The organism is Synechococcus sp. 8F6, from assembly GCF_002252665.1.
In the GTDB taxonomy this organism is placed as follows: Bacteria; Cyanobacteriota; Cyanobacteriia; order PCC-6307; family Cyanobiaceae; genus Cyanobium_A.
The window spans coordinates 87432-111775 of sequence record NZ_NQKZ01000001.1 but is presented as its reverse complement, the minus strand read 5'-3'; the positions used below and the strand labels follow the sequence as shown (position 1 = coordinate 111775).

Below are 24344 nucleotides of genomic sequence, written 5' to 3'. Positions count from 1 at the left end.
AATGGGTTTTGGATAGGGAAATCGTGTCGAAACCAGCAACTAGGCATCGGTAACACATCAGGTCTTCCCCAGAACGCCAAAACAGAACGTGGCCTAGACCATCACCCTATCCAACCTGCAGATTCACACCCAAGGGTCCCTCGAATCCTCAAGCTCGGTTGGCCAGCCGCGATCCGCTGGAGCATCGGGGTCAGACCAGCCGTCCCAAATTTCAGACTCAAGGCGCTGGTCCGAGCTGTCGCGTAAAAAAGCCTCCTCCTCCTCCTCCTCCCAAGCATCGGCCTGGCTGGAGTCGTCCAGCGGCTCATTCCAAGGCGGCTCCTCCAACCACCCCTCCAGCCGCTCTTCAACGCGGCTGCCGGCCTCCTGCATCTGATCGCGCCAGCGGCGGGAGCGACGCAAGAACTCCTGGCGCACACTGGCCCGGGTCAGTGGCAGGTCGTCGAGGCTTTCCAGGGCCGTAAACACCTGGCCAGGCTGTTGATCGACCAAACGATCCAGGCTCAGGCGCCAGCGGCTGCTGCCGGGCAAGCGGGGATCGCTGCGGCTCACCAGGTAGTGGCGGATGCGGCCCGTGCGCAGCTCGATGGCGGCATCCGCCAGGCTGCCGATGGGCTGCTGACGGCGATCGAGCACCACCGCCTCAATCAGGTTGGGGAGTCGCTCCACCACGTCCTGCTCGGTTTCGGCGGGCTCTCCCTGCACCAGCACCTCCAGATCGGTGAGTCCGCGCAGTTGGTTGAGCCGCCACACCAGCCGGCGGGCGCCAAAGGCCGAAGGCTTGGACACCCAACCCAGCACCCGATGCACCGGTGGATGCATCCACACCTGAAAGCCGGCGCCGTGGTCGAGGCCCTGATCACAACGAACCCGCCGACGCAGCAGCTCGCTCAGCAGCAACTGCTCCGGAAGAGCCACCACGGTCAACTACGAATCTGAACGGGCATCACCAGATAGGTGAACTGATCTCCCTCCGCCGGCGTCAGGATTGCCGGAGTGGTGGGTGCATTGCACTGCAGCAGCACCTGATCACAGGCCATGGCCTTGAGCCCATCGAGCAGATAACGCACGTTGAAGGCGATCTGGATGGCGTCCCCCGTGATCGACGCTGCCAGGCCTTCCGAGCCACTGCCCACATCCTGAGCGTCGGCCTGGATCAGCAACTGACCCGTGGCCGGTTCGGCACTGAGCTTCACCACGTTGTTGTGCTGATCAGCCAGCACCGCCACCCGTTCCAGGCCAGACACCAGGGCGCGGCGATCGAGGGCGATGGTGCGGCTGAAGCTGTCGGGGATCAGCTGGCGGTAGTTGGGGTAGGTGCCATCAAGGCTGCGGCTGGTGAGCACCTGATCAGCCCACAGGAACACCACCTGGCCGCGGTCGTAGAACAGGCTCAGCGGCTCGGCGGACTGGCGACCGGAGAGCAGGCGCTCCAGCTCCCGCAGAGAGCGGGCGGGAACGGTAACGGCAAAGGGATCGCCGCCATCCCCCTCGACGGCGGCGCTGGCATAGGGCAGGCAGAGCACGGCCAGGCGATGGCCGTCGGTGGCTGCACACTCGAGGCCACTGGGGTCGAGTCGCAGGTGCACTCCGGTGAGGAGCTGCTTGGCCTCATCGCCACTGCTGGCAAACAATGTGGCGCGCAGACCCTTGACCAGGGCATCTGCCTCCAGCCGGATCGGCGTGCCGCTCTGCACCAGGGGCAAGTCGGGGAAATCCTCCGCCGGCATACCCCGCATCTGGTAGCTGCCCGACAAGCTGGTCAGCTCCACTTGTTCGGAACCTTCCGGACAGTGCAGGGTGATGGGGCTGTCGCTCGAGAGCCGCGACACGATTTCACCAAACAACCGAGCCGGCAGGGTGATGGCACCACTGGTTTCAACGCTGGCGGGCAGGCTGGTCTGAATGCCGAGGCTGAGGTCAAAGCCGGTCAGGCTGAGCCGACCGGTGCCCGCATCGGCGGTGAGCAGCACGTTGGCCAGCACCGGATGGGTGGGCCGGCTGGCCACGGCCCGGCTCACCAGCTGAAGGCTGGTGCTGAGTTCGGACTGGGAACAGACCAGCTTCATGGTGTGGGTGTCGAGAAGCCTGACGGCTGGAAACGGGGAGCCCCCACGCTTCCACAGGCCGGCTGATTCCGCAACGTCGGTGAACCGGCTTCAACAACCTTTTCGATCATGGGATTAATGGATTCCATCAGAAAGAATGAAACCGTCGCCGTAGGGGCTGGGGGAAACGAGGAAAACCCAGAAAACATTGGAGGCAAGAGGGATGTGCGGCTTCGATGGCTGGGGCTTGTTGAACCGGACCTGCGGGAAAGATCGGTTTTTCCACTTTTTCCCGGTGTTGTGGAAAAAGAGGGCGCTCCATCGCCGTTCCTGGGCATGCGCTTCTCCCCGGCAGAGAGGAGTTTTTCCCACGTTTCCCTCAGACGCTTTGCCAATTGGTTGGCCCCGAAGCGGTCGGGTTAGAAGCCCATCACGGCAGCCACCTTGGCCGTATCGGCCTCCAGGCCGGTGTGGAAACGGGCGTCGTTGTGCTCGATGGCCGTGGTCGGGTCCTTGAGACCGTTGCCGGTGAGCACACACACCACCGTGGCTCCCGCAGGCACCTCGTCTTTCCGCTTGAGCAAGCCCGCCACCGAAGCGGCGCTGGCGGGTTCGCAGAACACCCCTTCACCGCTGCCCAGCAGCTTGTAAGCCTCGATGATTTCGGCGTCGGTGACGGCCATGAAACCGCCGCCGCTCTCGCTCCTCACATTCAGCGCCTTGTCGCGGTTCACCGGGTTGCCGATCCGGATCGCCGTGGCAATGGTGTCCGGTTGATCCACCGTGTGGCCGAGCACCAGGGGTGCCGATCCTGCGGCCTGGAACCCCATCATCCGTGGCAGGTTGCGGCAGTGCCCGGCGTTTCGGTATTCGTTAAACCCCATCCAGTAGGCGCTGATGTTGCCGGCGTTGCCGACGGGAATGCAGAGCCAATCCGGGGCCTCCCCCAAGGCATCCACTACTTCGAAGGCGGCCGTTTTCTGGCCCTGCAACCGGTAGGGGTTCACCGAATTCACCAGGGTGATCGGGTACTGGTTGGCCACGTCCTGCACGATTGCCAGGGCCCGATCGAAGTTGCCCTGGATGGCAATCACCTCGGCGCCGTAGAGCAGGGCCTGGGCCAGTTTTCCCTGGGCCACGTAGCCATCGGGAATCAGCACGAAGGCGCGCATCCCACCCCGGCGGGCATAGGCGGCGGCGGCGGCCGAGGTGTTGCCGGTGCTGGCGCAGATCACCGCTTCCGAGCCCGCCTCCTTGGCTTTGGAAATGGCCATGGTCATGCCCCGATCCTTGAAGGATCCGGTGGGGTTGAGGCCGTCGTATTTGAGAAACACCTTGACGCCCTTACCGATCTGCTCGGCGATCACCGGGGCTGGGATCAGCGGCGTGGCCCCTTCATGCAGGGTGATGACTGGCGTTGTGGCGGATACCGGCAGCCAGCGCCGGTAGGCCTCAATCAAACCGGGCCAGTCCTGCATCGTCGGACGGGGTCCGAAGGGTCCCTTGCTCAAACGCCTCAGGGAACGGAGCAAGGGCACGGGTTAGAGCAGTGGCTGGGGTGAATCTACGGCGCGGCTCCAGGGGCATCGCCCCGCAAGCCGTCGAGCGGTGATTCGGAGAAGAAGCGCACCAGGTCGGCGATGGAATTGGCCTTGCTCAGCAGGTTCATCAGGGCGGGGATGCTCACCTCCATCTCTTGGGCCGGATAGGCCTGGAAAAAGGTGAGCGGCGAGATCGAACCGTTGCCAGCCACCACTCCCATCACCATCGCTGAGCGCAGGGCTGGCACACCAACCTTGGATGCCTTGAGCGGGTACACAATTTGGGCCAGACGCTCCAGGATCGCTTCACCGATCCGGGTGTTCAGCAGTCGGCTCACCAGGGTGACCGGCAGGCTGATCGACTGGTTCAGCAGCTTGGCAACGTCCTTGGGATTTTGTTTGCTGAGGCGCAAGACGTCGACCAGCAGCCCTTGGGCCTCGCCGGTTTGGGCCAGGTGCTCCAGCTCAGCCACGGCGATGGAGCGCCGGAAGGCACCACTGACAAACACCAGGTTTTCCGCCGCGGCCACCGGAGCCAGTGTTGCTGAGGGCAGCAAACCCATCAGGCTGAAGCCCAGGGCAACCGCGGCCAGGCCCCGACGCTTGCGGCCTGGATTTGAGTGGCGGAAGGCGCTTTGCATGCGACCCAGCCTACGGCGGTTGTTTCTGTGGTCAGGCCGGAACGAGCACATCGCGCACCAGCCGCACCACCCCCCGTTCCGCCAATCCGCGGGCCAGTTGAACCCCCATCTGGCGCAGTTGCGGTTCCCCAAGTAGTCGGGGCAAACGCCGCAGCACCATTTGGGGCTCAAAGCCCGGCAGCGCTTGAAGGATGCCCATCAACTGCCGCACCGGCTCGAGATCGAGCAGCGGTTCGTTGGCCTCGCTGAGCCGGTGGCGCCGCAGGCCCGGTGGTTGGAGGCGTTCCGGCAGGCGTTTTCCCAGCCGCAGTGTGGTCTGCCAGGCCACCGCATCCATGCGGGCCACCATTGCGTCCACCAGCTGCTGGCGCAGCAGGCCGCCGTTGGGAGAGAACAGGAAGCTGAGCACTTGATCGAGCAGCCCGTCCAGATCCAGCTGGGCACCCTGGGACGCGCTGGTGATCAGGTTGTCGAGCCGTTGCCAGCGGAAGATGTCGCCGTCGAAGAGCATCTCCTTGAGGCTTTGGCGCAGGCTGGGATCGGGATCCTCCATCAGTCGCCGAGCGAAATAGGGATAGGCGGCGCCGAGGATCTTGAACTCAGGATCCACGCTGAGGGCGATGCCTTCGAGCGTCACCAGCGAGCGGATGATCAGGGCGTAGTAAGGCGGCACCTGGAATGGGAAGCGATACATCACGCCGCTGAGGTCGTCGGTGACGGCCTTGAAGTCCATGCGGCTGACGCCCTGCTCGATCGCCTGGCCAAACACCGTTTCAAAGGCGGGCACGATCGGCTCAAGGTTCACGTCCTCGGCCAGGAAGCCCAGGCTCACAAAATCCTTGCTGAGCTTGCTGAAGCTGCGGTTGACCAGGTGCACCACCGCCTGGATCAGGCCGGTGCGCGACTCGCGGCTCACCTCGCTCATCATCCCGAAATCCAGATAGGCCAGGCGGCCATCCGACAGGGCCAGCAGGTTGCCGGGGTGGGGGTCGGCGTGAAAGAAGCCGTGCTCCAGCAGTTGCTGCAGGCTGCAGTTCACCCCCACGCTCACCATGTCGTCGGGGTCGACGCCGATGCCGCGCACGGCTTCGAGGTTGGTGAGTTTCACCCCCTCGATCCACTCCATGGTCAGCACCCGGCGGCTGGTGGCCTGGTGGTAGATGCGGGGAACAGCGATGCGGGGGTTGTGGGCATGCAGTTCGGCGAAGCGTTCGGCGTTGGCGGCTTCGTTGAAGTAGTCCATCTCCTCGAACACCCGCTTGCCCAGCTCATCGATCAGGGCCACCAGATCGCTGCGGATCAGACCGATGTTCTGGTTGAGCCAGGCGGCGATGTTGCGCACGATGTAGAGGTCGAGCGTGATCTGCTCGCGCAGGCCGGGGCGCTGCACCTTCACGGCCACCGGTTGGCCGCCCTTGAGCACCCCCTTGTGCACCTGGCCGAGGGAAGCAGCGGAGATCGGTTCGGCGTCGAGCTGCTCGTAGACGTCGAGCACCGGGGCGCCCAGGTCCTCCTCGATGCAGGCCATGGCCAGCGCCGAGTCGAAGCCGGGCAGTTGGTCCTGCAGCTGGGCAAGTTCCTCCAGCAGCAGCGGCGGCACGATGTCGGGCCGGGTCGAGAGGGCCTGGCCGGCCTTGATGAAGGCGGGGCCCAGGGAGGCCACCAGATCGGCGGCTTCCTTGGCGCGGTCGCGGGCCCGGCCGGGGCTCTTGAGCCGACCTGTGAACCAGTCGAAACCAACCCCCAACAGATAAAGACCGATCGGCACGAGGGTTTGCCAGAGCCGCCGGATCAGCCGTTGCGGGTGGCCCGCATAGATGCGGGTTATGGTGGCTGGGTCGTACTCCAGTAGGCCGGCGACCTCCAGAAAGTCGCTGAGTTCGGCGGAGGTTTCAGGAGAGGCGCTCGCCATGCTGGGGGCCAGGCCGCCAGGGGGGCCATCTGAAGGTCGTCCCCCTCTTCTAAACGAAAGACACAGCCGCTACGGTCGGCTTCAACACCCGGTGGCCGCTGACTGCCGCCTCCCGCGCCTGTGCTGACTGGACTGCGCCTCAGCAACATCGCCCTGATCGAGCGGCTCGAGCTCAGCTTCCGCGAGGGGTTCACGGTGCTCACCGGCGAGACCGGTGCTGGCAAGTCGATCCTGCTCGATGCCCTCGATGCCCTGCTGGGTGGAGCCCAGGGCAGTGCCGGTGCCCGTTTGCTGCGCCGGGGGGCGGAGCGGGGCGTGATCGAGGCCAGCTTCACGCTGACGCCGCCTCTGCAGGCCTGGATGCGGCAGCAGGAGCTGGACGCTGACGAGGAGGAGCTGCTGCTCAGCCGTGAGTGGCGCCTCAGCGACGAACGCCTCAGCAGCCGCAACCGCCTCAACGGGGTCGTGGTGAGCCGCGCCCAGATCCAGGAGCTGCGCCCCCTGCTGCTCGATCTCACCGTGCAGGGCCAGACCCAGCAGCTCGCCCGGCCGGGTCAGCAGCGGCGCTGGCTGGACCGCTTTGCCGGTGACAGCATTCAGGCCCTGCTGGATCCGGTGGCGGCGGCCTGGCGCCAATGGAAACAGGCGGCGGCGACGTTGGAGCAAGCGCGGGCCGATTGGGACCAGGTGCAGGCGCAGCGCGCCCAGCAGGAGCAGCTGCTCGCCGATCTGGAGGCGGCCCAGCTGGAGGATCCCCTGGAGCGGCAGCGGTTGCAGGCCGAGGAAAACCGCCTTGCTCACGGGGTGCGGCTGCAGGAGGGTGTGATGGTGCTGCTGGGCCGGTTGCTGGAGGGGGCCGATCAGGCGCCGTCGGTGCTGGATCACCTGGCCGCCTGCGAGCAGGAACTGGCCCAGATGGAAGCCCTCGATGGCGACGTCGGCGCCCTGCGCAGCGGCTGCACCGATGGGTTGGCGGCGCTTCAGGATCTGGTGCGCGACCTGGAGCGCTATGGCGCCGCTCTTGAAAGTGATCCCGAAAGCCTCGAGGCCCTGCAGGAGCGCATCGCCCAGCTCAAGGGTCTGGAGCGGCGCCATGGTCAGGAGTTGGGACAGCTGATCGCCCTGCGCGATCGCCTGCGGGAGCAGCTGGCCCCCGGCGGCGGCGAGGCCTCGTTGGAGTGCTTGGAGCGGGCCGAGCAGCTCGCCCGTCAGGCTCGCGACCAGGCCAATGGGCGGCTCACGGCTGCCCGGGAGGCGGCGGCCCGGCAGCTGGAAGAACAGCTGATGGAGGCGCTGCGCCCCATGGGCCTGGCCAACGTGCGGTTTGCGGTGGCGATCACGGCGGCGCCGCCGGGGGACGAGGGCGCCGATGCGGTGCAGTTCCAGTTTTCCGCCAACCCCGGCGTGCCGCTGGCGCCGCTGGCGGAGGTGGCCTCCGGCGGTGAGATGTCCCGCTTTCTGCTGGCCCTGAAAACCTGCCTGGCCGCCGCCGATTCCCACGTCACCCTGCTGTTCGATGAGATCGACACCGGTGTCAGCGGTCGGGTGAGCGGTGCCATGGCTGAGTTGCTGCAGCGTTTGGCCCGGCAGCGCCAGGTGTTCTGCGTTACCCACCAGCCGCTGGTGGCCGCGGCGGCCGACCACCACTTCCGGGTGTCGAAGCAGGTGGTGGAGGGGATCACCCACACGCGGGTGTCCCACCTGCGGGACACTCAGGCGCGCCAGGCCGAGCTGGCGGAACTGGCCGGCGGTGATTCCGGCGAAGCCCGCAGCTACGCCGCGAGCCTGTTGGACCAGCACGGTCGCTAGAACCGCCCCTGCATTTGCTGTTGGAGATCGATGGCGCCATCTCAGGCTGTTGCCGTTCCGGCCCGCTGGAGTGGGGCCGCCATGCCGGACCAGAGCGGTCGGCTGGCCCTGATCACCGGCGCCAACAGCGGCCTGGGCCTGGAGAGTGCCCGCGCCCTGCTGGCTCGGGGGGCCACGGTGGTGCTGGGCTGCCGCAGCCTGGAGCGGGCCGAGGCCGCCCGCCAGGAGCTGCTGGCTGGTGCCGGCACGGCGGGGGAGCTCGAGCTGCTGGAGCTGGACCTAGCCGACCTCGACAGCGTGGTGCGGGCTTCCACCACGGTGGCCGAGCGCCATGGGCGCCTCGATCTGCTGCTCAACAACGCCGGCGTGATGGCGCCGCCGCGACAGCTCACCCGTCAGGGTTTCGAGCTGCAGTTCGGCGTCAATCACCTGGGCCACTACGCCCTCACCCGGCTGCTGCTGCCCCTGCTCGAGGCCAGTGCCGGGGCGCGGGTGGTGCAGGTGACCTCAGGGGCGCAGTATTTCGGCCGGCTGGATTTCGACGATCTCCAGGGCGAGCGGCGCTACGACCGCTGGGCTGCCTACGGCCAGAGCAAGCTGGCCAACGTGGTGTTGGCCCACGAACTGCAGCGGCGCTCCCCCGGGCTGCTTTCGGCGGCAGCCCATCCAGGCCTGGCTCGCACCAACCTGCAGCCCGCCTCGATCGCCGCCAGCGGCGCCCGCTTTGAGGGCACGATTTACCGGTTGCTCGATCCCTTGTTCCAGAGCGCCGCCCAGGGGGCCCTGCCCCAGTTGTTTGCGGCCACCGCAGCCGAGGCTGAGCCCGCCGGTCACTACGGTCCCAACCAGTTCGGCGGCATGCGCGGTTGGCCGGCGGCGGTGCGGCCGGCGCCGGCGGCCCTCGATCCGGCCCAGGGGGAGCGCCTCTGGCAGGTGAGCGAGGAGCTCTGCCGCCGAGCCTGCCCAGCCTTCGCCCCTGTGGCCTGAGCCAGCGTCCGTACAATTGGCTGTTCCCGAGCCGTCTGGATGCCCCGCGCCAAGAGCTCTGATGAATCCAGCAGAACCCTCGCCCAGACGATTCATGAGAAGGCCCTCGACCCCAGCCGGGTGCTCAGCGGTGGCACGTTGGAGGATGTGATCCGGGTGCGGGGTGCCCGCCAGCACAACCTCAAGAACGTCGATCTGACGATCCCCCGCAACCGCCTGGTGGTGTTCACCGGCGTGAGTGGCAGCGGCAAGAGCTCCCTGGCCTTCGACACGATCTTTGCCGAGGGCCAGCGCCGCTACGTCGAGAGCCTGTCGGCCTACGCGCGCCAGTTTCTGGGGCAGGTGGACAAGCCCGATGTGGATGCGATCGAGGGTCTCTCACCCGCGATCTCGATCGACCAGAAGTCCACCAGCCACAACCCCCGCTCCACCGTCGGCACGGTGACGGAGATCCAGGACTATCTGCGCCTGCTGTTCGGCCGCGCCGGCGAACCCCACTGTCCCCAGTGCGACCGCTCGATCCGGCCCCAGACCATCGACGAGATGGTGGATCAGATCCTGGCCCTGCCGGAGGGCACCCGCTACCAGCTGCTGGCACCGGTGGTGCGTGGCAAGAAGGGCACCCACGTCAAGCTGCTCGGCGGCCTGGTGGCGGAGGGCTTCGCCCGGGTGCGCATTAACGGCGAGGTGCGCGAACTCGCCGACAACATCGAGCTCGACAAGAACCACGCCCACAACATCGAGGTGGTGGTGGACCGGCTGGTGGCTCGCGAGGGGGTGCAGGAACGGCTGACTGATTCTCTGCGCACCGCCCTCAAGCGCGGCGATGGCCTGGCCCTGGTGGAGGTGGTGCCCAAGGCCGGCGAGGAGCTGCCCGAAGGGGTGGAGCGAGAGCGTCTCTACTCGGAGAACTTCGCCTGCCCGGTGCACGGAGCCGTGATGGAGGAGCTCTCACCGCGGCTGTTTTCGTTCAACAGCCCCTACGGCGCCTGCGCCGACTGCCACGGCATCGGCCACCTGCGCAAGTTCACCGCCGAACGGGTTGTGCCTGATCCGAGCCTGCCGGTGTATGCGGCGATCGCCCCCTGGGCTGATAAGGACAACTCCTATTACTTCTCACTGCTCTATTCCGTCGGTGAGGCGTTCAACTTCGAGATCAAGACGCCCTGGAACCAGCTCAGCGACGAGCAGCGCGATGTGCTGCTCAACGGCAGCCGTGAGCCGATCCTGATCCAGGCTGATAGTCGGTATCGCAAGAGCGCCGGCTTCGAACGCCCCTTTGAGGGGATCCTGCCGATCCTGGAGCGCCAGCTGCGCGACGCCAGCGGCGAGTCGATCCGCCAGAAGCTGGAGAAATTCCTGGAGTTGGTGCCGTGCGCCACCTGCCACGGTCTGCGCTTGCGGCCGGAAGCCCTGGCCGTGCGGGTGGGCCCCTATGCCATCCACGAACTCACGGCCGTGAGTGTGGGTGACACCCTCAGCCGCATTGAGGCGCTGATGGGGGTGGGTGCCAGCGAGGGGGCCGAGCCCCTGCTGACGCCCCGTCAGATTCAGATCGGCGATCTGGTGTTGCGGGAGATCCGCCTGCGGTTGAAGTTTCTGTTGGATGTGGGGCTCGACTACCTGAGCCTGGATCGCCCGGCGATGACGCTCAGTGGTGGTGAAGCCCAGCGCATCCGCTTGGCCACCCAGATTGGTGCGGGGTTAACGGGTGTGCTCTACGTGCTCGATGAGCCGAGCATTGGTCTGCACCAGCGCGACAACGACCGGCTGCTCAACACCCTGCTGAAACTGCGGGATCTGGGCAACACCCTGATCGTGGTGGAGCACGACGAAGACACGATCAGAGCTGCTGATCACATTGTGGACATCGGTCCGGGGGCGGGGGTGCATGGGGGCCACATCGTGGCTGAGGGCAGCTTCGACAACCTGCTGGCCGCCGAGGATTCCCTGACCGGGGCCTACCTGAGTGGTCGCCGGGCGATTCCCACCCCGGCGGAGCGCCGCGTCAGCGGCAGTCGCCGGATCACCCTGGTGGACTGCGCCCGCAACAACCTCTCCGGCTTCGATGTGGAGATCCCGCTGGGCCGGCTGGTGTGCGTCACCGGCGTGAGTGGCAGCGGCAAGAGCACCTTGGTGAATGAGCTGCTGCACCCGGCCCTGGAGCACCAGCTGGGCCTGAAGGTGCCCTTTCCGTCGGGTCTGGGTGAGCTGCGCGGCATCAAGGCGATCGACAAGGTGATCGTGATCGACCAATCCCCGATCGGGCGCACGCCCCGCTCCAACCCCGCCACCTACACCGGCGCCTTCGATCCGATCCGCCAGGTGTTTGCCGCCACGGTGGAGGCCAAGGCCCGCGGCTACCAGGTGGGTCAGTTCAGTTTCAACGTTAAGGGTGGGCGCTGTGAGGCCTGTGCCGGCCAGGGCGTGAACGTGATTGAAATGAACTTCCTGCCGGATGTGTATGTGCAGTGCGATGTATGCAAGGGCGCCCGCTACAACCGCGAGACCCTGCAGGTGACCTACAAGGGCTTCACCATCGCTGAGGTGCTCGAGATGACGGTGGAGCAGGCTGCTGATGTGTTCTCGGCGATTCCCCAGGCTGCGGATCGGCTGCGCACGTTGGTGGATGTGGGCCTGGGCTACGTGAAGTTGGGCCAGCCGGCCCCCACCCTCTCCGGTGGTGAAGCGCAGCGGGTGAAGCTGGCCACCGAGCTCTCCAGGCGGGCCACCGGCAAAACGCTCTATCTGATCGACGAGCCCACCACCGGCCTCAGCTTCTACGACGTGCACAAGCTGATGGATGTGATGCAGCGGCTGGTGGACAAGGGCAACTCAATCCTGGTGATCGAGCACAACCTCGATGTGATCCGCTGTGCCGACTGGATCGTTGATCTCGGCCCAGAAGGGGGCGACAAGGGAGGAGAGATCGTGGTGACGGGAACTCCAGAAGAGGTTGCCGAGCATCCCACCAGTCACACAGGGCGCTATCTCAAGCAGGTGCTCAAGCAGCATCCACCGCAGCCCATGGCCGCTTGAGCCCTGTCCTGGCAGCTGTTTCTGCCCCTGTTGACTGATTTGATTCAGCCAGATCGCCCTGGCGCGGCTATCGATAGGTGTACTTGCTTCCGCACCAGAGTGATTCCGCGGACCTGATCTGGCATGGCTGGTCTCTACGTTCTGCACCTGCATTTGCATGGTTTGTTTCGAGGCCACGACCTCGAATTGGGCCGGGATGCGGACACCGGCGGCCAGACCACCTACGTGCTGGAGCTGGCCCGCAGCCTGGCGCTGCGGCCGGAGGTGGAGCGGCTGGAGGTGGTGACGCGGCTGATCCAGGATCGTCGCGTCTCGGCGGATTACGCCAAGCCCTGGGAGTCGCTCGGCCCCCACGCCGCCATTCGGCGTCTGAGCTTCGGTCCACGCCGCTACCTGCGTAAGGAGCTGCTCTGGCCCCATCTCGATGAACTGGCCGATGCCCTGGCCGAAAGCCTGCGGATGCAGGATCAATTGCCTGATTGGATCCATGCCCACTACGCCGATGCCGGTTATGTGGGGGCGCTGTTGCGGCGCCGCTTGGGCATTCCCTTGGTGTTCACGGGCCATTCCCTGGGCCGGGAGAAGCGGCGGCGGTTGATTGATGCCGGCCTCGATCCCCGCCAGATCGAGGAGCATTACGCCATGGCCCGGCGGATCGATGCCGAGGAGCTGGCCCTGGCCCACAGCAATCTGGTGGTGACCAGCACCCGCCAGGAATTGGAGGTGCAGTACGCCCGCTACGGCCGTTTCTGTGCGAAGCAGGCCGCCGTGATTCCGCCTGGCGTGGACATGCGCCAGTTCTTTCCGCCCCAGGCGGGTCTTCTGGAACCCGCCGTGGAAACGCTGATCGAGCCGTTTCTGCGCGATCCGGCCAAACCGCCGGTGCTCGCCATCTGCCGCGCCGACCACCGCAAGAACATTCCTGCCCTGGTGGAGGTGTTTGGACGCTCTGAGCGGCTGCGCCGGCAGCACAACCTCGTGCTGTTGCTCGGCTGCCGCAACGACCCCCGCCAGCTCGAGAAGCAGCAGCGGGAGGTGTTCCAACAGGTGTTTGAACTGGTGGATCGCTTCGATCTCTACGGCCAGGTGGCCTACCCGAAGCAGCACGAGCGTCACCAGATTCCGTCCATCTACCGCTGGGCCTCACGCCTGGGCGGCGTGTTCGTCAATCCGGCCCTCACCGAACCCTTCGGCCTCACCCTGCTGGAGGCCGCGGCCTGTGGCGTGCCGATCGTTGCCACCGATGATGGTGGCCCAAAGGACATCCTGGCCCGCTGCCAGAACGGCTTGTTGGTGGACGTGTCCGATCTGGATGCTTTGCAGCAGGCCCTGGAGGACAGCCTGGCCCGCCCTGAGCGTTGGCGCCGCTGGCGCGACAACGGTGTGGAGGCCGTCAGCCGCTCGTTCAGCTGGGATGCCCATGTGAACCACTACATCGGGGCTGCGACGGCCGCAGCCCATCAGGCCGCCAGCCTGCGGCCCAGCCGTTGGTTTCAACAGGGAGAAACGGGGCCGTCGGCGTGCCCCGAGCGCCTGCTGGTGCTGGATCTGGACGCCAGCCTGGCCCATCCCGATGCCGGCAGCCTGGCGGAGTTGCGCCGTCGCCTGCAGCCGAGCCCCAGTTGGGCATTGGTGTCACCAGCGGCCGCGCGATCCGGGCGGCCCGGCAGCGTTTCGCGGAGTTGCATCTCCCCGAGCCCTGTTTGTGGATCAGCCAGGCCGGCACCGAAATTCACACCCGTTCGCCCCAGGGCCCTGTGCCCGACCATCACTGGCAGCGCCACATCGGCCGCCGTTGGAGTCGGGGCGCCGTCGTGACGGCGATGGCGGCTCTCGAACCGCGGCTACGGCTGCAGGACCCCGCCCAGCAGGGACCCTTCAAGGTGAGTTTTCTGTTGCAGGAACTCGACCAGGGCATCCTGCCGGTGGTGCGCCAAACCTTGCAGCAGCACCATCTGCCGGCCCGTCCCCACCTGTTCCAGCATTGGTACCTCGACGTGCTGCCGCCCACCGCCTCGAAAACCGAGGCTCTGCGTTACATCGCCCTGCGCTGGCAGCTGCCCCTCACCGCGATCCTGGTGCAGGCCAGCCAGCAGGGGGATGGGGAGTTGCTGCGGGGCCTGCCCTGCGGGGTGGTGCCGGATGATCACGATCCGGCCCTGGAAAGCCTGCGCAACCACCGGCGTGTGTTCTTCGCCTCCACCCCCCAGGCCTGGGGTTTGCTGGAGGGTCTCGATCACCACCGCTTCCTGCGGCGTTAGGGGCTGTCGACGCCCGCGTAGTGGCTGTTGCCGTCTGGCATCCAGTAGCTCAGGTCGTTGTGCCAGAACAGCCGGCCCGGCAGCTGACGGGTGCTCAACTTGGTGCCGGCCATGGCCGTGAGCAGCTGGCCCATCTCCACCGGGGAGAGATCGGTTTTGACATCGTCGCCGGCGATCTTCAGCAGCTGCGGCAGTTGGGCCAGCGTGGCCGGTTGGGCCAGCTTGCGGAACACCTCGGCGAGCACCAGTTTCTGCCGCTCCATCCGGCCCAGGTCGCCCATTTCATCGTTGCGGAAGCGCAGGAAGCCTTCCAGCAGCTCGCCCTTCAGCACCTGCCGCCCGGGGTAGAGGTCGATGTAGAGGTTTTGGGCGTTGTCGACGTAGTACATCCGCTTGGGCACATCCACCTCGACGCCGCCGAGGGCGTCGGCCAGGTGCTCGACGGCCCGCAGGTTGACGCGCATGTAGCGGTCGACCGGGGCACCGATCAGGGTCGTGAGCTCTTGCTTCAGGGCCCCGATGCCGCCGAAGGCAAACAGAGCATTGGCCTTGAGCACGCCGTAGTCGGCTGATTCCACGAAGGTGTCCCGTGGCACCTGGGTGAGCTGGGTGAGCCCGTCTTTGAGCTCCACGGTGAACATCACATCGGTGTTCTCGCCAACCTTGTCGGTGCCGATCACCACGATGCGCCGCGCGCCCAGGCTGAAGGGATTGATCAGGCTGGTGAGCTGCTGGGGCCCTTGCAGCAGCGCTGCCATTGCTCCCGAGACCAGTTGGGGCAGGGGCCCGGCCAGGCCGTAGCCCAGAGCGATCCCCAGGGCAAAGGGCAGCAGCGGTGGCCGGCGCCGCCGGGCCGACGGAGAAATCTGGCCTGTGGTCGTTTGGCGTGGCTCGCGGGCTGTTTGGCGCTTTTCGCGCAGGTTGCGCAGGTCGGTGACCACAGCCCCGCGGCTGCTGTCGCGTCGGTTGCGACGCGGGCGGGGTTGGGCCTGACTCATGACGGCTCTTGCTGGGCGCACCTTAAGGGCCGGATCCCTGCCGCACCAGGGGGTCAGCGTCGGTTGTTCAGCTGGAGGGTCGCACTTGGATCCGGGCCGCGGCGCCATCGGCCTTGCGACGGGCTTCCGTTTCACTGCTGCTGCGGGCCAGGGCCACGCCCATGCGCCGCTGGGGCCGGGCTTCGGCCTTGCCGAACAGCAGCACCTGGGTGTCCTCCTCCGCCAGGGCCTCAGCGAGGCCGGCGTAGGTCACCGGGGTGCCAGGCGCTTCGGCCAGGATCACCCGGCTGGCGGCGGGCCCAAGGCTGCGGATGGCCGGGATCGGCAATCCCAGCACCGCCCGCAGGTGCAATTCAAATTCGCTGAGGTTCTGCCCCACCAGGGTCACCAGGCCGGTGTCGTGGGGGCGGGGCGAGAGCTCGGAGAACACCACCTCCAGCTCTCCAGCGGCGGTGCGGCAGAGGAAAAACTCCACGCCGAACAGGCCGGCGCCGCCCAGGTTGTCGGTGACGGCCTGGGCCATCGCCTGCGCGGCCGCCAGGGCTTCGGCGGGCATGGCGGCCGGCTGCCAGCTGCATTGGTAGTCGCCCCTCTCTTGGATGTGGCCGATCGGCGGGCAGAAGAGCGTTGGCCCCGTCCACTGCTTCACGGTGAGCAGGGTGATCTCCAGCTCGAAGTGCAAAAACTCCTCCACGATCACCTGGGACCCCTCCCCCCGGGCGCCGGCCATGGCTGCTTCCCAGGCCGCGGCGATGCCCTCAGGGCCCTGCACCACGCTCTGGCCCTTGCCGGAGGAGCTCATCACCGGCTTGACCACCACCGGCCAACCCAGGGGTGCGGCGGCGGCGGCCAGTTCGGCGGCGCTGTGGGCATAGGCGAAGCGGGCGGTGCGCAGGCCCAGCTGCGTGGCAGCCAGATCGCGAATCCGGTCGCGGTTCATGGTCACCGCTGTGGCCCTGGCGGTAGGGATCACGGTGATGCCCTCGGCCTCCAGTTCGGCCAGGGCATCCACCGCCAGGGCTTCGATCTCCGGGATCACCAGGTTGGGCTGGTGGCGGCGCACCACGGCCTTGAGGGCCTCTGCATCGGTCATGGCGATCACCTCGGTGGCATCGGCCACCTGCATCGCCGGAGCGCCGGCGTAGCGGTCGACGGCAATCACGCGGCAGCCCAGGCGCTGGGCGGCGATGGCCACCTCCTTGCCAAGCTCGCCGCTGCCCAGCAGCATCAGGGTGGTGGGCAGGCAGGTGGGGGCAGGTGAGGGCATGGTCGGTGTCCGGGACGGGCACCGGACAGCAAGATGGAACCGATCTTCCTGCACACCGGGGCGCACTGATGGGTTGGCTGTTGGATTTGCCCTTGGGTTTCAGCACAGCCGGGGACGCCGCCAACGGGTTGTTGTTCGGCTGGGATATCGCCACCCTGCAGAAGTGGGCCCTGATTTATCTCGGACTCTCCTCGTTGGCCTTTGTGGTGGTGTGGGTGGTGGGTTACCTGCGTCGCAACTAGGGCAGCAAGGTGAGCTGGCGCACGGGCGATTCCTCGTTGATGAAGCCGTAGGCCTCAAACACCGTCGGGTCGGGATGGGTGATGTGCTGGCCATCGCTGTGCCGTTCCAGCTGGAACCCTTCGCTGGCCATGCGACGCATCAGGGCGGCTGCCTCCTCGAAGCGAGAGGCCATGGCCGCGAGGCTGGCGCAGTCGGAGCTGAGGCCGGTGTCCTTCCAGGTGAAGTAGGCCATGGGATCAGGGGCGATGGCAGGGTTCAGGGCAGCAGCACCAAACCCACTCCCACCAGTAGCAGGCTGGCGATCCAAAACCGGATCACCACCACCTGTTCGTTCAGGCCCCCCAGCTCGAAGTGGTGGTGCAGCGGCGCCATCCGAAACAGCCGCCGGCCCTGGCCCGTGCTGGGGTTCTTGGTGGCCTTGAACACCCACACCTGCAGGATCACCGAGAGGGATTCGGCCAGGAACACCCCGCCCATCACCAGCAGCGGCCAGAGGCTGTTGGAGAGCAGGGCCACAGCGCTGAGGGCGGCCCCCATCGCCAAGGAGCCGGTGTCGCCCATGAACAGCCGGGCGGGATGGCGGTTGTGGGCCAGAAAGCCCAGCCAGCAGCCGGCCATCGCAGCGCAGAAGCCGGCCAGGGAGGCATCGCCTTCATGGCCGCGCAGCATCAGCTGCAGCCCCAGGCCGGTGAACACCACGGCGCCGCAACCCGCCGCCAGGCCGTCGAGGCCGTCGCTGAGGTTGGTGGCGTTGCTTTCGGCCAGAAACACAAACAATCCCAGCGGCCAGATCAGCACTCCGATCGGCAGCACCCAGCCGAGGGGCAGCGCGATGTCGCCGGGTGAGGCGCCCCCCAGCCATTGACCAGTGGCGCCCCAGACCAAAAACAGCAGGGCCGCTCCCGCCTGGAGCAGCAGTTTGCCCCGGGGGGTGAGACCGGTGTTGGTGCGGCGGGTGAGGCTGCGCCAGTCGTCGATGGCGCCGATGGCCAGATAGGCCAGGGTGACGGCGGCGACGGCCAGCAGCCGTGGATCACTCGGGGTGATCAGGCCACCCACCAGCACCCCCACTGGCACCACCAGCAGCCCACCCATGGTGGGGGTGCCCGCCTTGCTCAGGTGACCCTGGGGTCCCTCGTCGCGGATCACCTGGCCGAGCTTGAGCTCCCGCAGCCGCGGTATCCCCCAGGCCGTGACGCCGGCGCTGATCAGGCCGGCCAGCAGCAGGGGGGGGGTGAGCTGGGCTGCGCGGGCTTGCCAGTCGCACACCACGCAGGCCAGCAGGAGCACCAGGGCCAGCAGGATCGCGCTGACCAGACTGCTGGGCTTGGAGGACGCAAGCAAGGACTTGGGACGACGAGCGTCCCAGTTTCCCTTGTTTGCGCCGATCGCCCCAGCTTCAATCTTCCCAGTTTTCGTCCTGCTGCTCGTCGTCCTTGTTGTAGTCCTCCTTCTCACCCATCAGCGCCGAGAGCTCTTCCTCTTCCACCGTGCTCACGTCGGTGCTGGCGGTTTCCTCGTCGGCCACCAAGCGACCACTGGTTTCGAGCCAGCTCAGCAGGTCGGGCTCATCCCGCAGCGGCAGCACCGGGGCCGGCTCGCTGCGCCCGTAGCGGGTCAGTGAAGGGTTGATGGTGTCGAGTCGACTGCTGCCACTGGTCGCGAGTGTGCTCATAGGTGTTGCTGACGACGGGCCCGCTGAAGAAGGCCCAGCTAGACCAATGGACCACCATAGCGTCAGCGTTGAAAATCCCCATGGCACCGATGGTTACCAGCCCGTTGACGGGGGTTTTGCGGCTGTGGTCTCTGGCCCTGGCGATCAGTGCCCTGCTGGCTGCCGCCGGCCAGCGCTGGCCAGCCCCGTTGCCGGTGCAGCCGGCGCTGGTGTGGCTGCTGGTGCTGGTGCCGCCCCTGGTCGTGGGGCTCTGGTTGCTGGCCCGCTGGTCGCTGCCCGACCCCGACAGGGGAGAATCGACCGACTGAGCACATGGAGCGGCGTTGATGGGTCGGGCGAAGAAGGCGGTGCTGGCCTATTCCGGTGGTGTTGACACCAGCGTCTGCATTCCCTACCTGATGCAGGAGTGGGGGGTGGAGGAGGTGATCACCTTCGCCGCCGACCTGGGTCAGGGTGATGAGCTCGAACCGATCCGCCAGAAAGCCCTCGACTCCGGCGCCAGCCAGTCGATTGTGGGCGACCTGATCGAGCCCTTCATCACCGAGTTCGCTTTCCCGGCGATCCGCGCCAATGCTCTGTATGAAGGCCGCTACCCGCTCAGCACAGCCCTGGCCCGGCCGCTGATCGCCCGTCGCCTGGTGGAGATCGCCCGCGAGGTGGGCGCCGATGCGGTGGCCCACGGCTGCACTGGCAAGGGCAACGACCAGGTGCGTTTCGATGTGGCCATCGGCGCCCTGGCGCCTGATCTGAAGGTGCTCACCCCGGCGCGCGAGTGGGGCATGAGCCGCGAGGAAACAATCGCCTATGGCGAGCGCTGCGGGATTCCCTCGCCGGTGAGCAAGAAGTCGCCCTATTCGATCGACCTCAACCTGCTGGGTCGCTCGATCGAGGCCGGCCCCCTGGAGGATCCCAACGTGGAGCCGCCCGAGGAGATCTACGCCATGACCCGCTCGGTGGACGACGCCCCGGCGGTGCCCCAGGTGGTGGAGATCGGCTTTGAGCAGGGCAATCCGGTGAGCATCGACGGCGTGCGCCTCGATCCGGTGAGCCTGATCCGCCGCGCCAACGCCCTGGCTGGCAGCCACGGCTTTGGCCGGCTCGACATGATTGAGAACCGGGTGGTGGGCATCAAGAGCCGCGAGATCTACGAAACTCCGGGGTTGCTGCTGTTGATCAGGGCCCACCAGGAGCTCGAGAGCCTCACCCTGGCGGCCGACGTGCTGCGCAGCAAGCGACAGCTGGAGCAGCAGTGGGCCGATCTGGTGTACCAGGGCCTTTGGTATGGCCCGCTCAAGGACGCCATCGATGGTTTCATCGAGTGCACCCAGGCGGTGGTGAACGGCAGCGTGCGGATCAAGTTGCACAAGGGCAACGCCACCGTGGTGGGTCGCAGCAGCGCCAGCAACAGCCTTTACGTGCCCGATATGGCCACCTACGACGCCGGTGATCAGTTCGACCATCGGGCTGCCGAAGGCTTCATCTACGTGTGGGGCCTGCCCACCCGCCTTTGGGCGGCCAACCAGCGTCAGCGTTAGGCCGCTCGGTTGCTGTTCAGTCCAAAGGCATGCCGCAGGGCTTGGCGCATCCGCGGCCGCTCCTGTTGACGGGGCATCAGCAGCGGTTGACGCCCTGAATCCCTGGCCGGTTGCAGCTGAAGCAGGTGCTGGCGCAGGGTGGCGTTGTCCTCGAGCAGCCGTTGCTGCTGCTCCAACTTGGGTTGCAGGCGCTGCCGGAATTTGTCTTCAAACAGGGCAGGCAGCTCTTCAAGCAGCGTTTGCATCGCCTGAAGCTCCTCACGGGTCTTGGCGAGTTCCTGTTCCAGCGCCTCCCGGCGTTCCTGCTGCTGATGCCATGAAAAAACCGAAGGGACAGACGACTGCCACTTCGGTGGAGGAGGGATCAGGGGGCCGGCACCATGCTCAGCAGCCGATGTTGTGGTCGGCTCTGCCTGCAAATTCGATTCAGATGGACTGCAATCCGACTCCATGGATGGAGGTTACGGTCACGCCCGGCTTTGCACAAGCAGGGCTGGATGCCCTGCGGTCAAACCGCGGCCGGTTCCATGGGGGCTGCTTCGCTGACGGCGCCAGGCAGGGTGCGTGGGGCCGGCATGGGGCCGTCCTGTTTGACGGTGAGGTAGCGGATCACATCTTCCGACAGGCGCATGGCGCGCTCGAGGGGTGCCACCTGCTGGCCGTCGCCATTGTGGTTGAGCTGCACGTAGATGCCTTCGCGGTGCTTGGCGATCGAATAGGCGAGACGGCGCTTGCCGCGCATCTGACAATCGAGCACTTCTCCACCGGATTCAGTCACCAGGTCGCGGTACTTGGCGACATGGGTTTCTACCTCTTCCTCCGGAATGTCCGGACGAAGGATGTACATGGTCTCGTAATAGGGCTGCGTCATGGTCGCTTTGAAGGTGTCGCCTCAGGGTTTGGGGCAGCGGCCAGCGGGCAGGCGCCCACCAGCGACGGATCAACCACCCTACAGCTGCATCCGCACTGCCTCAGAGAGGCTGGGGATGTCGGCGTCCTTGCCCCGTAGGTTCTGGATCATCGCGAACAGCACCAGCACCAGGATGCCGATGAACACAGTGTTGCTGAGGGTTTTGCCGACGAAATCCAGGGCGCCCAGCTGCAGCACCTGGAAGGCCAGGGTGACCAGCACCACCACGATGTCGATCAGGATCGCCTGCAGCACGTTGAAGCGGATCAGGTAGGGCACCTGGCTGTTGCGCACCACCGCCAGGAACAGCACCAGGAACAGCACCAGGCCGCCAAAGGGCACGACCTGCTCCAGCAGTGCCACCGGCAGCACCGGCACCCCCAGCCACTGCAGCGCCGGAAACAGGCCAAACAGGGCGCGGCCAAAGGGGAAGGCGTCGCTCCAGGGCAGCAGGTAGGCCAGGGCGGCCAGTAGCCGTTGCCAGATCGGTGGAGCCTGCATCGCTTGGACCTTGCCGCGGCCCCAAGGCTAAGGGCGGCTGTTGCCGCCGCCGAGCTGGGCCAGAGCTGCGGCTCGCATGGCGGCCACGGGCACCGTTTCAAGGCCGCTCCACAGGCGCAGGGCGGCTGCTCCCTGCTGCACCAGCATCTCCAGTCCATCGAGGCTGTGGCAGCCCCGGGCGCTGGCCGCCTGCAGCAGGGCCGTGGGCCGCGGCGTGTAGATCAGGTCGTAGACGGTGCTGCCGGGCCGGAGTGTCTCCAGCTCGGCCAGCGTGAGTGGGCTCTGCTGGGCCGCCTCTGGGTTGGTGGCTGATGCCATGCCCACCGGTGTGGTGTTGACCACCAGATCAGCCTGGGCCAGGGCGTGTTGGAGGCTTTCGGTTTGTGAATCCCAGGCCAGCCCCTGCACCTGCGGCGCCCAGCTGCGGCAGGGGCTCAGCAGGCCCTCCAGGCGGGCGCTGCTGCGGCCGGCCACCGTGATGGCGCCGCAGCCCAGCTCCACCAGGGCGGCCACCACGGCCCGGGCGCTGCCGCCGCAGCCCAGCACCACGGCCCGCCGGCCGTGCCAGGAGCTGCCGCTGGCTCGCAGGGGGGCCAGGAAGCCCGTCACATCGGTGTTATCCCCCAGCCAGCCGCCCTCGGGGTGCCTCACCAGGGTGTTCACCGCCCCCACCCGCTCGGCCAGGGGAGAAAGGCTGCGACACAGCCGGGCCACGGCCTGCTTGTGGGGCAGGGTGACGTTGAGGCCGCGGCAATCCAGGGCCTCCAGCCCCCGCACCACCGTTTCCAGCTCCTCCGCCGGCGCGGGCAGCGCCAGGTAAACCCAGTCGAGGCCCAGCTCCGCCAGGGCGGCGTTGTGCATTGCCGGCGAGAGCGAATGGCGCACCGGATCCCCAAGAACTCCAGCCAGAGCGGTGTGTCCGGAGATCGGCGTGGGCATGGACGAAAGCGTTGGCGGCAGGGGCTGTTCGGGAACCACACCTCGCCTGGGAAGGCCCCAGCTGCTGAAGATGCATTCAGTCTGATTCATTCACCGTAAGGAGGTGGTAACCCATGGGCAAGGTCGTCGGTATTGACCTCGGCACCACGAACAGCTGCGTCGCCGTGATGGAGGGCGGCAAGCCCACGGTGATCGCCAACGCTGAAGGGTTCCGCACAACCCCCTCGGTGGTGGCCTACACCAAAAACCAGGATCAGCTGGTGGGCCAGATCGCCAAGCGCCAGGCGGTGATGAACCCCGAAAACACCTTTTATTCGGTGAAGCGCTTCATCGGCCGTCGCGTTGATGAGGTGAACGAAGAGTCGAAAGAGGTGAGCTATGGCGTGGAGAAGGCCGGCGCCAATGTGAAGGTGAAGTGCCCGGTGCTGAACAAGCAGTTCGCCCCCGAGGAAGTGAGCGCCCAGGTGCTGCGCAAGCTGGCCGAAGATGCCGGCAAGTACCTCGGTGAAACGGTCACCCAGGCGGTGATCACCGTGCCCGCCTACTTCAACGACTCCCAGCGACAGGCCACCAAGGACGCCGGCAAGATCGCCGGCCTTGAGGTGCTGCGCATCATCAACGAGCCCACGGCGGCGGCTCTGGCCTACGGCCTCGACCGCAAGAGCAACGAGCGCATCCTGGTGTTCGACCTGGGCGGCGGCACCTTCGACGTGTCGGTGCTGGAGGTGGGCGATGGCGTGTTTGAGGTGCTCTCCACCTCCGGGGACACCCACCTGGGCGGCGACGACTTCGACAAGGTGATCGTGGATCACCTGGCCGACAGCTTCAAGGCCAACGAGGGCATTGACCTGCGCCAGGACAAGCAAGCCCTGCAGCGCCTCACCGAGGCTGCCGAGAAGGCCAAGATCGAGCTCTCCAGTGCCACCCAGAGCGAGATCAACCTGCCGTTCATCACGGCAACCCCTGAAGGTCCCAAGCACCTCGACCTCACCCTCACCCGGGCCAAGTTTGAAGAGCTGGCCTCCAAACTTATTGATCGATGCAGGGTGCCGGTGGAGCAGGCCCTCAAGGACGCCAAGCTCTCCTCCGGCGAGCTCGATGAGATCGTCATGGTGGGTGGCTCCACCCGCATCCCGGCAGTGCTGGAGCTGGTCAAGCGCGTCACCGGCAAGGACCCCAACCAGACCGTTAACCCCGACGAAGTGGTGGCCGTGGGCGCCGCCATTCAGGGCGGTGTGCTGGCCGGTGAGGTGAAGGACATCCTGCTGCTCGATGTCACCCCGCTCTCCCTCGGTGTGGAGACCCTGGGCGGTGTGATGACCAAGATGATCACCCGCAACACCACGATTCCCACCAAGAAAACGGAGACCTACTCCACGGCGGTGGACGGCCAGACCAACGTGGAGATCCACGTGCTTCAGGGCGAACGCGAAATGGCCAGCGACAACAAGTCGCTCGGCACCTTCCGCCTCGACGGCATTCCCCCTGCTCCCCGCGGCGTGCCGCAGATCGAAGTCACCTTCGACATCGACGCCAACGGCATCCTCAGCGTGACCGCCAAGGACAAGGGCAGCGGCAAGGAGCAGAGCATCTCCATCACCGGTGCTTCCACCCTCAGTGAAAACGAGGTGGAGAAGATGGTGAAGGACGCGGAAACCAACTCCGCGGTCGATAAGGAGAAGCGCGAGAAAATCGACCTCAAGAACCAGGCCGAAACCCTTGTCTACCAGGCTGAGAAGCAACTCGGCGAACTGGGCGACAAGGTGGGCGCTGAGGACAAAGCCAAGGTGGAGGCGTTGTCCGTCAAGCTCAAGGAGGCGATCGCCAAGGACGACTTCGACACCATGAAGTCGGAACTCGAAACCCTGCAGCAGGCCCTTTATGCCGCCGGTGCTGCCGTGTATCAGCAGGCTGCGGGTGCTGAAGCCGGCGGCGCTGCTCCCGGAGGCAACGGTGCGGGCGCCGAGGCGGGCAGCGGTTCCGCCAGCGACGACGTGATCGACGCCGAGTTCACTGAGAGCAAGTGACCCAGAGCCCT

The 24344-nt window shown here is 66.5% G+C and carries 22 protein-coding genes and 1 pseudogene; 9 read left to right on the top strand and 14 right to left on the bottom strand.

The genetic code is table 11. The features are described 5' to 3' along the window. Window positions 1-123: 123 nt before the first annotated feature. The 5 genes from CJZ78_RS00575 to CJZ78_RS00555 form a co-directional block, all read right to left on the bottom strand. On the bottom strand, window positions 124-918 hold the full coding sequence (locus CJZ78_RS00575; RefSeq protein WP_233128407.1) for an RNA methyltransferase: 795 nt from the start codon (window positions 916-918) through the stop codon (window positions 124-126). Between the two features lie 5 nt (window positions 919-923). Beyond that, complete coding sequence (dnaN, locus tag CJZ78_RS00570; RefSeq protein WP_094558955.1) at window positions 924-2069, bottom strand: DNA polymerase III subunit beta; 1146 nt, start codon at window positions 2067-2069, stop codon at window positions 924-926. Between the two features lie 398 nt (window positions 2070-2467). Continuing rightward, on the bottom strand, window positions 2468-3526 hold the full coding sequence (gene thrC, locus CJZ78_RS00565; RefSeq protein ID WP_094558954.1) for a threonine synthase: 1059 nt from the start codon (window positions 3524-3526) through the stop codon (window positions 2468-2470). Window positions 3527-3612: 86 nt separating this feature from the next. Continuing rightward, complete coding sequence (locus CJZ78_RS00560; protein ID WP_094558953.1) at window positions 3613-4230, bottom strand: alpha/beta hydrolase; 618 nt, start codon at window positions 4228-4230, stop codon at window positions 3613-3615. A 31-nt stretch (window positions 4231-4261) separates the two neighbouring features. Further along, window positions 4262-6142 (bottom strand): AarF/ABC1/UbiB kinase family protein, encoded by a 1881-nt coding sequence (locus CJZ78_RS00555; protein ID WP_094558952.1) that lies wholly within the window; start codon window positions 6140-6142, stop codon window positions 4262-4264. Window positions 6143-6262: 120 nt separating this feature from the next. On the opposite strand from CJZ78_RS00555, the gene recN reads away from it, so the two are divergent. The 5 genes and pseudogenes from recN (at window position 6263) to CJZ78_RS14765 (ending at window position 14238) form a co-directional block, all read left to right on the top strand. Next, the gene (gene recN / locus CJZ78_RS00550) at window positions 6263-7951 is read left to right on the top strand and encodes a DNA repair protein RecN (protein ID WP_094558951.1); all 1689 of its coding nucleotides are present in this window, start codon (window positions 6263-6265) and stop codon (window positions 7949-7951) included. A 30-nt stretch (window positions 7952-7981) separates the two neighbouring features. Then, complete coding sequence (locus CJZ78_RS00545; RefSeq protein WP_094558950.1) at window positions 7982-8938, top strand: oxidoreductase; 957 nt, start codon at window positions 7982-7984, stop codon at window positions 8936-8938. A 39-nt stretch (window positions 8939-8977) separates the two neighbouring features. Next, window positions 8978-11977: an excinuclease ABC subunit UvrA gene (uvrA, locus tag CJZ78_RS00540; protein WP_233128378.1), complete on the top strand. Its 3000-nt coding sequence runs from the start codon at window positions 8978-8980 to the stop codon at window positions 11975-11977. Between the two features lie 123 nt (window positions 11978-12100). Beyond that, window positions 12101-13387 (top strand): annotated as a pseudogene (locus CJZ78_RS14770) (glycosyltransferase); the annotation flags it as partial. Between the two features lie 110 nt (window positions 13388-13497). Then, on the top strand, window positions 13498-14238 hold the full coding sequence (locus tag CJZ78_RS14765; RefSeq protein WP_369802001.1) for an HAD family hydrolase: 741 nt from the start codon (window positions 13498-13500) through the stop codon (window positions 14236-14238). On the opposite strand, the gene CJZ78_RS00530 is transcribed toward CJZ78_RS14765, so the two are convergent. Together CJZ78_RS00530 and purT are read right to left on the bottom strand one after the other, a co-directional pair. Then, window positions 14235-15236, bottom strand: a complete 1002-nt coding sequence (locus tag CJZ78_RS00530; protein WP_094558949.1) for an LCP family protein — start codon at window positions 15234-15236, stop codon at window positions 14235-14237. The genes CJZ78_RS14765 and CJZ78_RS00530 overlap by 4 nt on opposite strands. A gap of 67 nt (window positions 15237-15303) precedes the next feature. Then, window positions 15304-16503 carry a formate-dependent phosphoribosylglycinamide formyltransferase gene (gene purT, locus CJZ78_RS00525; RefSeq protein ID WP_094558948.1) on the bottom strand — a complete coding sequence of 400 codons (1200 nt, stop codon included), beginning with the start codon at window positions 16501-16503 and terminating at the stop codon, window positions 15304-15306. A 68-nt stretch (window positions 16504-16571) separates the two neighbouring features. On the opposite strand from purT, the gene CJZ78_RS00520 reads away from it, so the two are divergent. Next, window positions 16572-16745, top strand: coding sequence for a cytochrome B6 (locus CJZ78_RS00520; RefSeq protein WP_198953804.1), 174 nt, complete (start codon window positions 16572-16574; stop codon window positions 16743-16745). Here CJZ78_RS00520 and CJZ78_RS00515 read toward each other — a convergent pair. The 3 genes from CJZ78_RS00515 to CJZ78_RS00505 are packed head-to-tail and all read right to left on the bottom strand — an operon-like array spanning window position 16742 to window position 18421. Continuing rightward, window positions 16742-16978 carry a hypothetical protein gene (locus CJZ78_RS00515; RefSeq protein ID WP_094558947.1) on the bottom strand — a complete coding sequence of 79 codons (237 nt, stop codon included), beginning with the start codon at window positions 16976-16978 and terminating at the stop codon, window positions 16742-16744. The genes CJZ78_RS00520 and CJZ78_RS00515 overlap by 4 nt on opposite strands. 23 nt (window positions 16979-17001) lie before the next feature. Next, a complete protein-coding gene (gene mraY, locus CJZ78_RS00510; protein ID WP_094558946.1) occupies window positions 17002-18090 on the bottom strand; it encodes a phospho-N-acetylmuramoyl-pentapeptide-transferase in 1089 nt (362 codons plus the stop codon). 55 nt (window positions 18091-18145) lie between these two features. Continuing rightward, a complete protein-coding gene (locus CJZ78_RS00505) occupies window positions 18146-18421 on the bottom strand; it encodes a DUF3134 domain-containing protein (protein WP_094558945.1) in 276 nt (91 codons plus the stop codon). Window positions 18422-18525: 104 nt separating this feature from the next. Between CJZ78_RS00505 and CJZ78_RS00500 the strand changes: the two genes are divergently transcribed. Both CJZ78_RS00500 and CJZ78_RS00495 read left to right on the top strand, forming a co-directional pair. Beyond that, entirely contained in the window at window positions 18526-18729 is a 204-nt protein-coding gene (locus CJZ78_RS00500) for a hypothetical protein (protein WP_233128377.1), read from the top strand. An 18-nt stretch (window positions 18730-18747) separates the two neighbouring features. Next, window positions 18748-19956 carry an argininosuccinate synthase gene (locus CJZ78_RS00495; RefSeq protein WP_094558944.1) on the top strand — a complete coding sequence of 403 codons (1209 nt, stop codon included), beginning with the start codon at window positions 18748-18750 and terminating at the stop codon, window positions 19954-19956. On the opposite strand, the gene CJZ78_RS00490 is transcribed toward CJZ78_RS00495, so the two are convergent. From CJZ78_RS00490 to CJZ78_RS00475, 4 genes are all read right to left on the bottom strand, one after another. Further along, on the bottom strand, window positions 19953-20201 hold the full coding sequence (locus CJZ78_RS00490; protein WP_094558943.1) for a hypothetical protein: 249 nt from the start codon (window positions 20199-20201) through the stop codon (window positions 19953-19955). The two genes, CJZ78_RS00495 and CJZ78_RS00490, sit on opposite strands and share 4 nt — an antisense overlap. A gap of 263 nt (window positions 20202-20464) precedes the next feature. Next, window positions 20465-20827, bottom strand: a complete 363-nt coding sequence (gene rpsF, locus CJZ78_RS00485; RefSeq protein ID WP_094558942.1) for a 30S ribosomal protein S6 — start codon at window positions 20825-20827, stop codon at window positions 20465-20467. A 78-nt stretch (window positions 20828-20905) separates the two neighbouring features. Beyond that, entirely contained in the window at window positions 20906-21367 is a 462-nt protein-coding gene (locus tag CJZ78_RS00480) for a Tic20 family protein (protein WP_094558941.1), read from the bottom strand. 27 nt (window positions 21368-21394) lie between these two features. Next, complete coding sequence (locus CJZ78_RS00475) at window positions 21395-22306, bottom strand: shikimate dehydrogenase (protein ID WP_094558940.1); 912 nt, start codon at window positions 22304-22306, stop codon at window positions 21395-21397. Between the two features lie 113 nt (window positions 22307-22419). Between CJZ78_RS00475 and dnaK the strand changes: the two genes are divergently transcribed. Continuing rightward, window positions 22420-24333, top strand: coding sequence for a molecular chaperone DnaK (gene dnaK, locus CJZ78_RS00470; RefSeq protein ID WP_094558939.1), 1914 nt, complete (start codon window positions 22420-22422; stop codon window positions 24331-24333). Window positions 24334-24344 lie beyond the last annotated feature (11 nt).

Coding starts and splice junctions, on each gene's coding strand:
- dnaN (WP_094558955.1), bottom strand. CDS start 2,069: ATGAAGCTGGTCTGTTCCCAGTCCGAACTCAGCACCAGCCTTCAGCTG.
- thrC (WP_094558954.1), bottom strand. CDS start 3,526: ATGCAGGACTGGCCCGGTTTGATTGAGGCCTACCGGCGCTGGCTGCCG.
- CJZ78_RS00560 (WP_094558953.1), bottom strand. CDS start 4,230: ATGCAAAGCGCCTTCCGCCACTCAAATCCAGGCCGCAAGCGTCGGGGC.
- CJZ78_RS00555 (WP_094558952.1), bottom strand. CDS start 6,142: ATGGCGAGCGCCTCTCCTGAAACCTCCGCCGAACTCAGCGACTTTCTG.
- CJZ78_RS00545 (WP_094558950.1), top strand. CDS start 7,982: ATGGCGCCATCTCAGGCTGTTGCCGTTCCGGCCCGCTGGAGTGGGGCC.
- uvrA (WP_233128378.1), top strand. CDS start 8,978: ATGCCCCGCGCCAAGAGCTCTGATGAATCCAGCAGAACCCTCGCCCAG.
- CJZ78_RS00530 (WP_094558949.1), bottom strand. CDS start 15,236: ATGAGTCAGGCCCAACCCCGCCCGCGTCGCAACCGACGCGACAGCAGC.
- purT (WP_094558948.1), bottom strand. CDS start 16,503: ATGCCCTCACCTGCCCCCACCTGCCTGCCCACCACCCTGATGCTGCTG.
- CJZ78_RS00520 (WP_198953804.1), top strand. CDS start 16,572: ATGGGTTGGCTGTTGGATTTGCCCTTGGGTTTCAGCACAGCCGGGGAC.
- CJZ78_RS00515 (WP_094558947.1), bottom strand. CDS start 16,978: ATGGCCTACTTCACCTGGAAGGACACCGGCCTCAGCTCCGACTGCGCC.
- CJZ78_RS00505 (WP_094558945.1), bottom strand. CDS start 18,421: ATGAGCACACTCGCGACCAGTGGCAGCAGTCGACTCGACACCATCAAC.
- CJZ78_RS00495 (WP_094558944.1), top strand. CDS start 18,748: ATGGGTCGGGCGAAGAAGGCGGTGCTGGCCTATTCCGGTGGTGTTGAC.
- CJZ78_RS00490 (WP_094558943.1), bottom strand. CDS start 20,201: ATGCAAACGCTGCTTGAAGAGCTGCCTGCCCTGTTTGAAGACAAATTC.
- rpsF (WP_094558942.1), bottom strand. CDS start 20,827: ATGACGCAGCCCTATTACGAGACCATGTACATCCTTCGTCCGGACATT.
- CJZ78_RS00480 (WP_094558941.1), bottom strand. CDS start 21,367: ATGCAGGCTCCACCGATCTGGCAACGGCTACTGGCCGCCCTGGCCTAC.
- CJZ78_RS00475 (WP_094558940.1), bottom strand. CDS start 22,306: ATGCCCACGCCGATCTCCGGACACACCGCTCTGGCTGGAGTTCTTGGG.
- dnaK (WP_094558939.1), top strand. CDS start 22,420: ATGGGCAAGGTCGTCGGTATTGACCTCGGCACCACGAACAGCTGCGTC.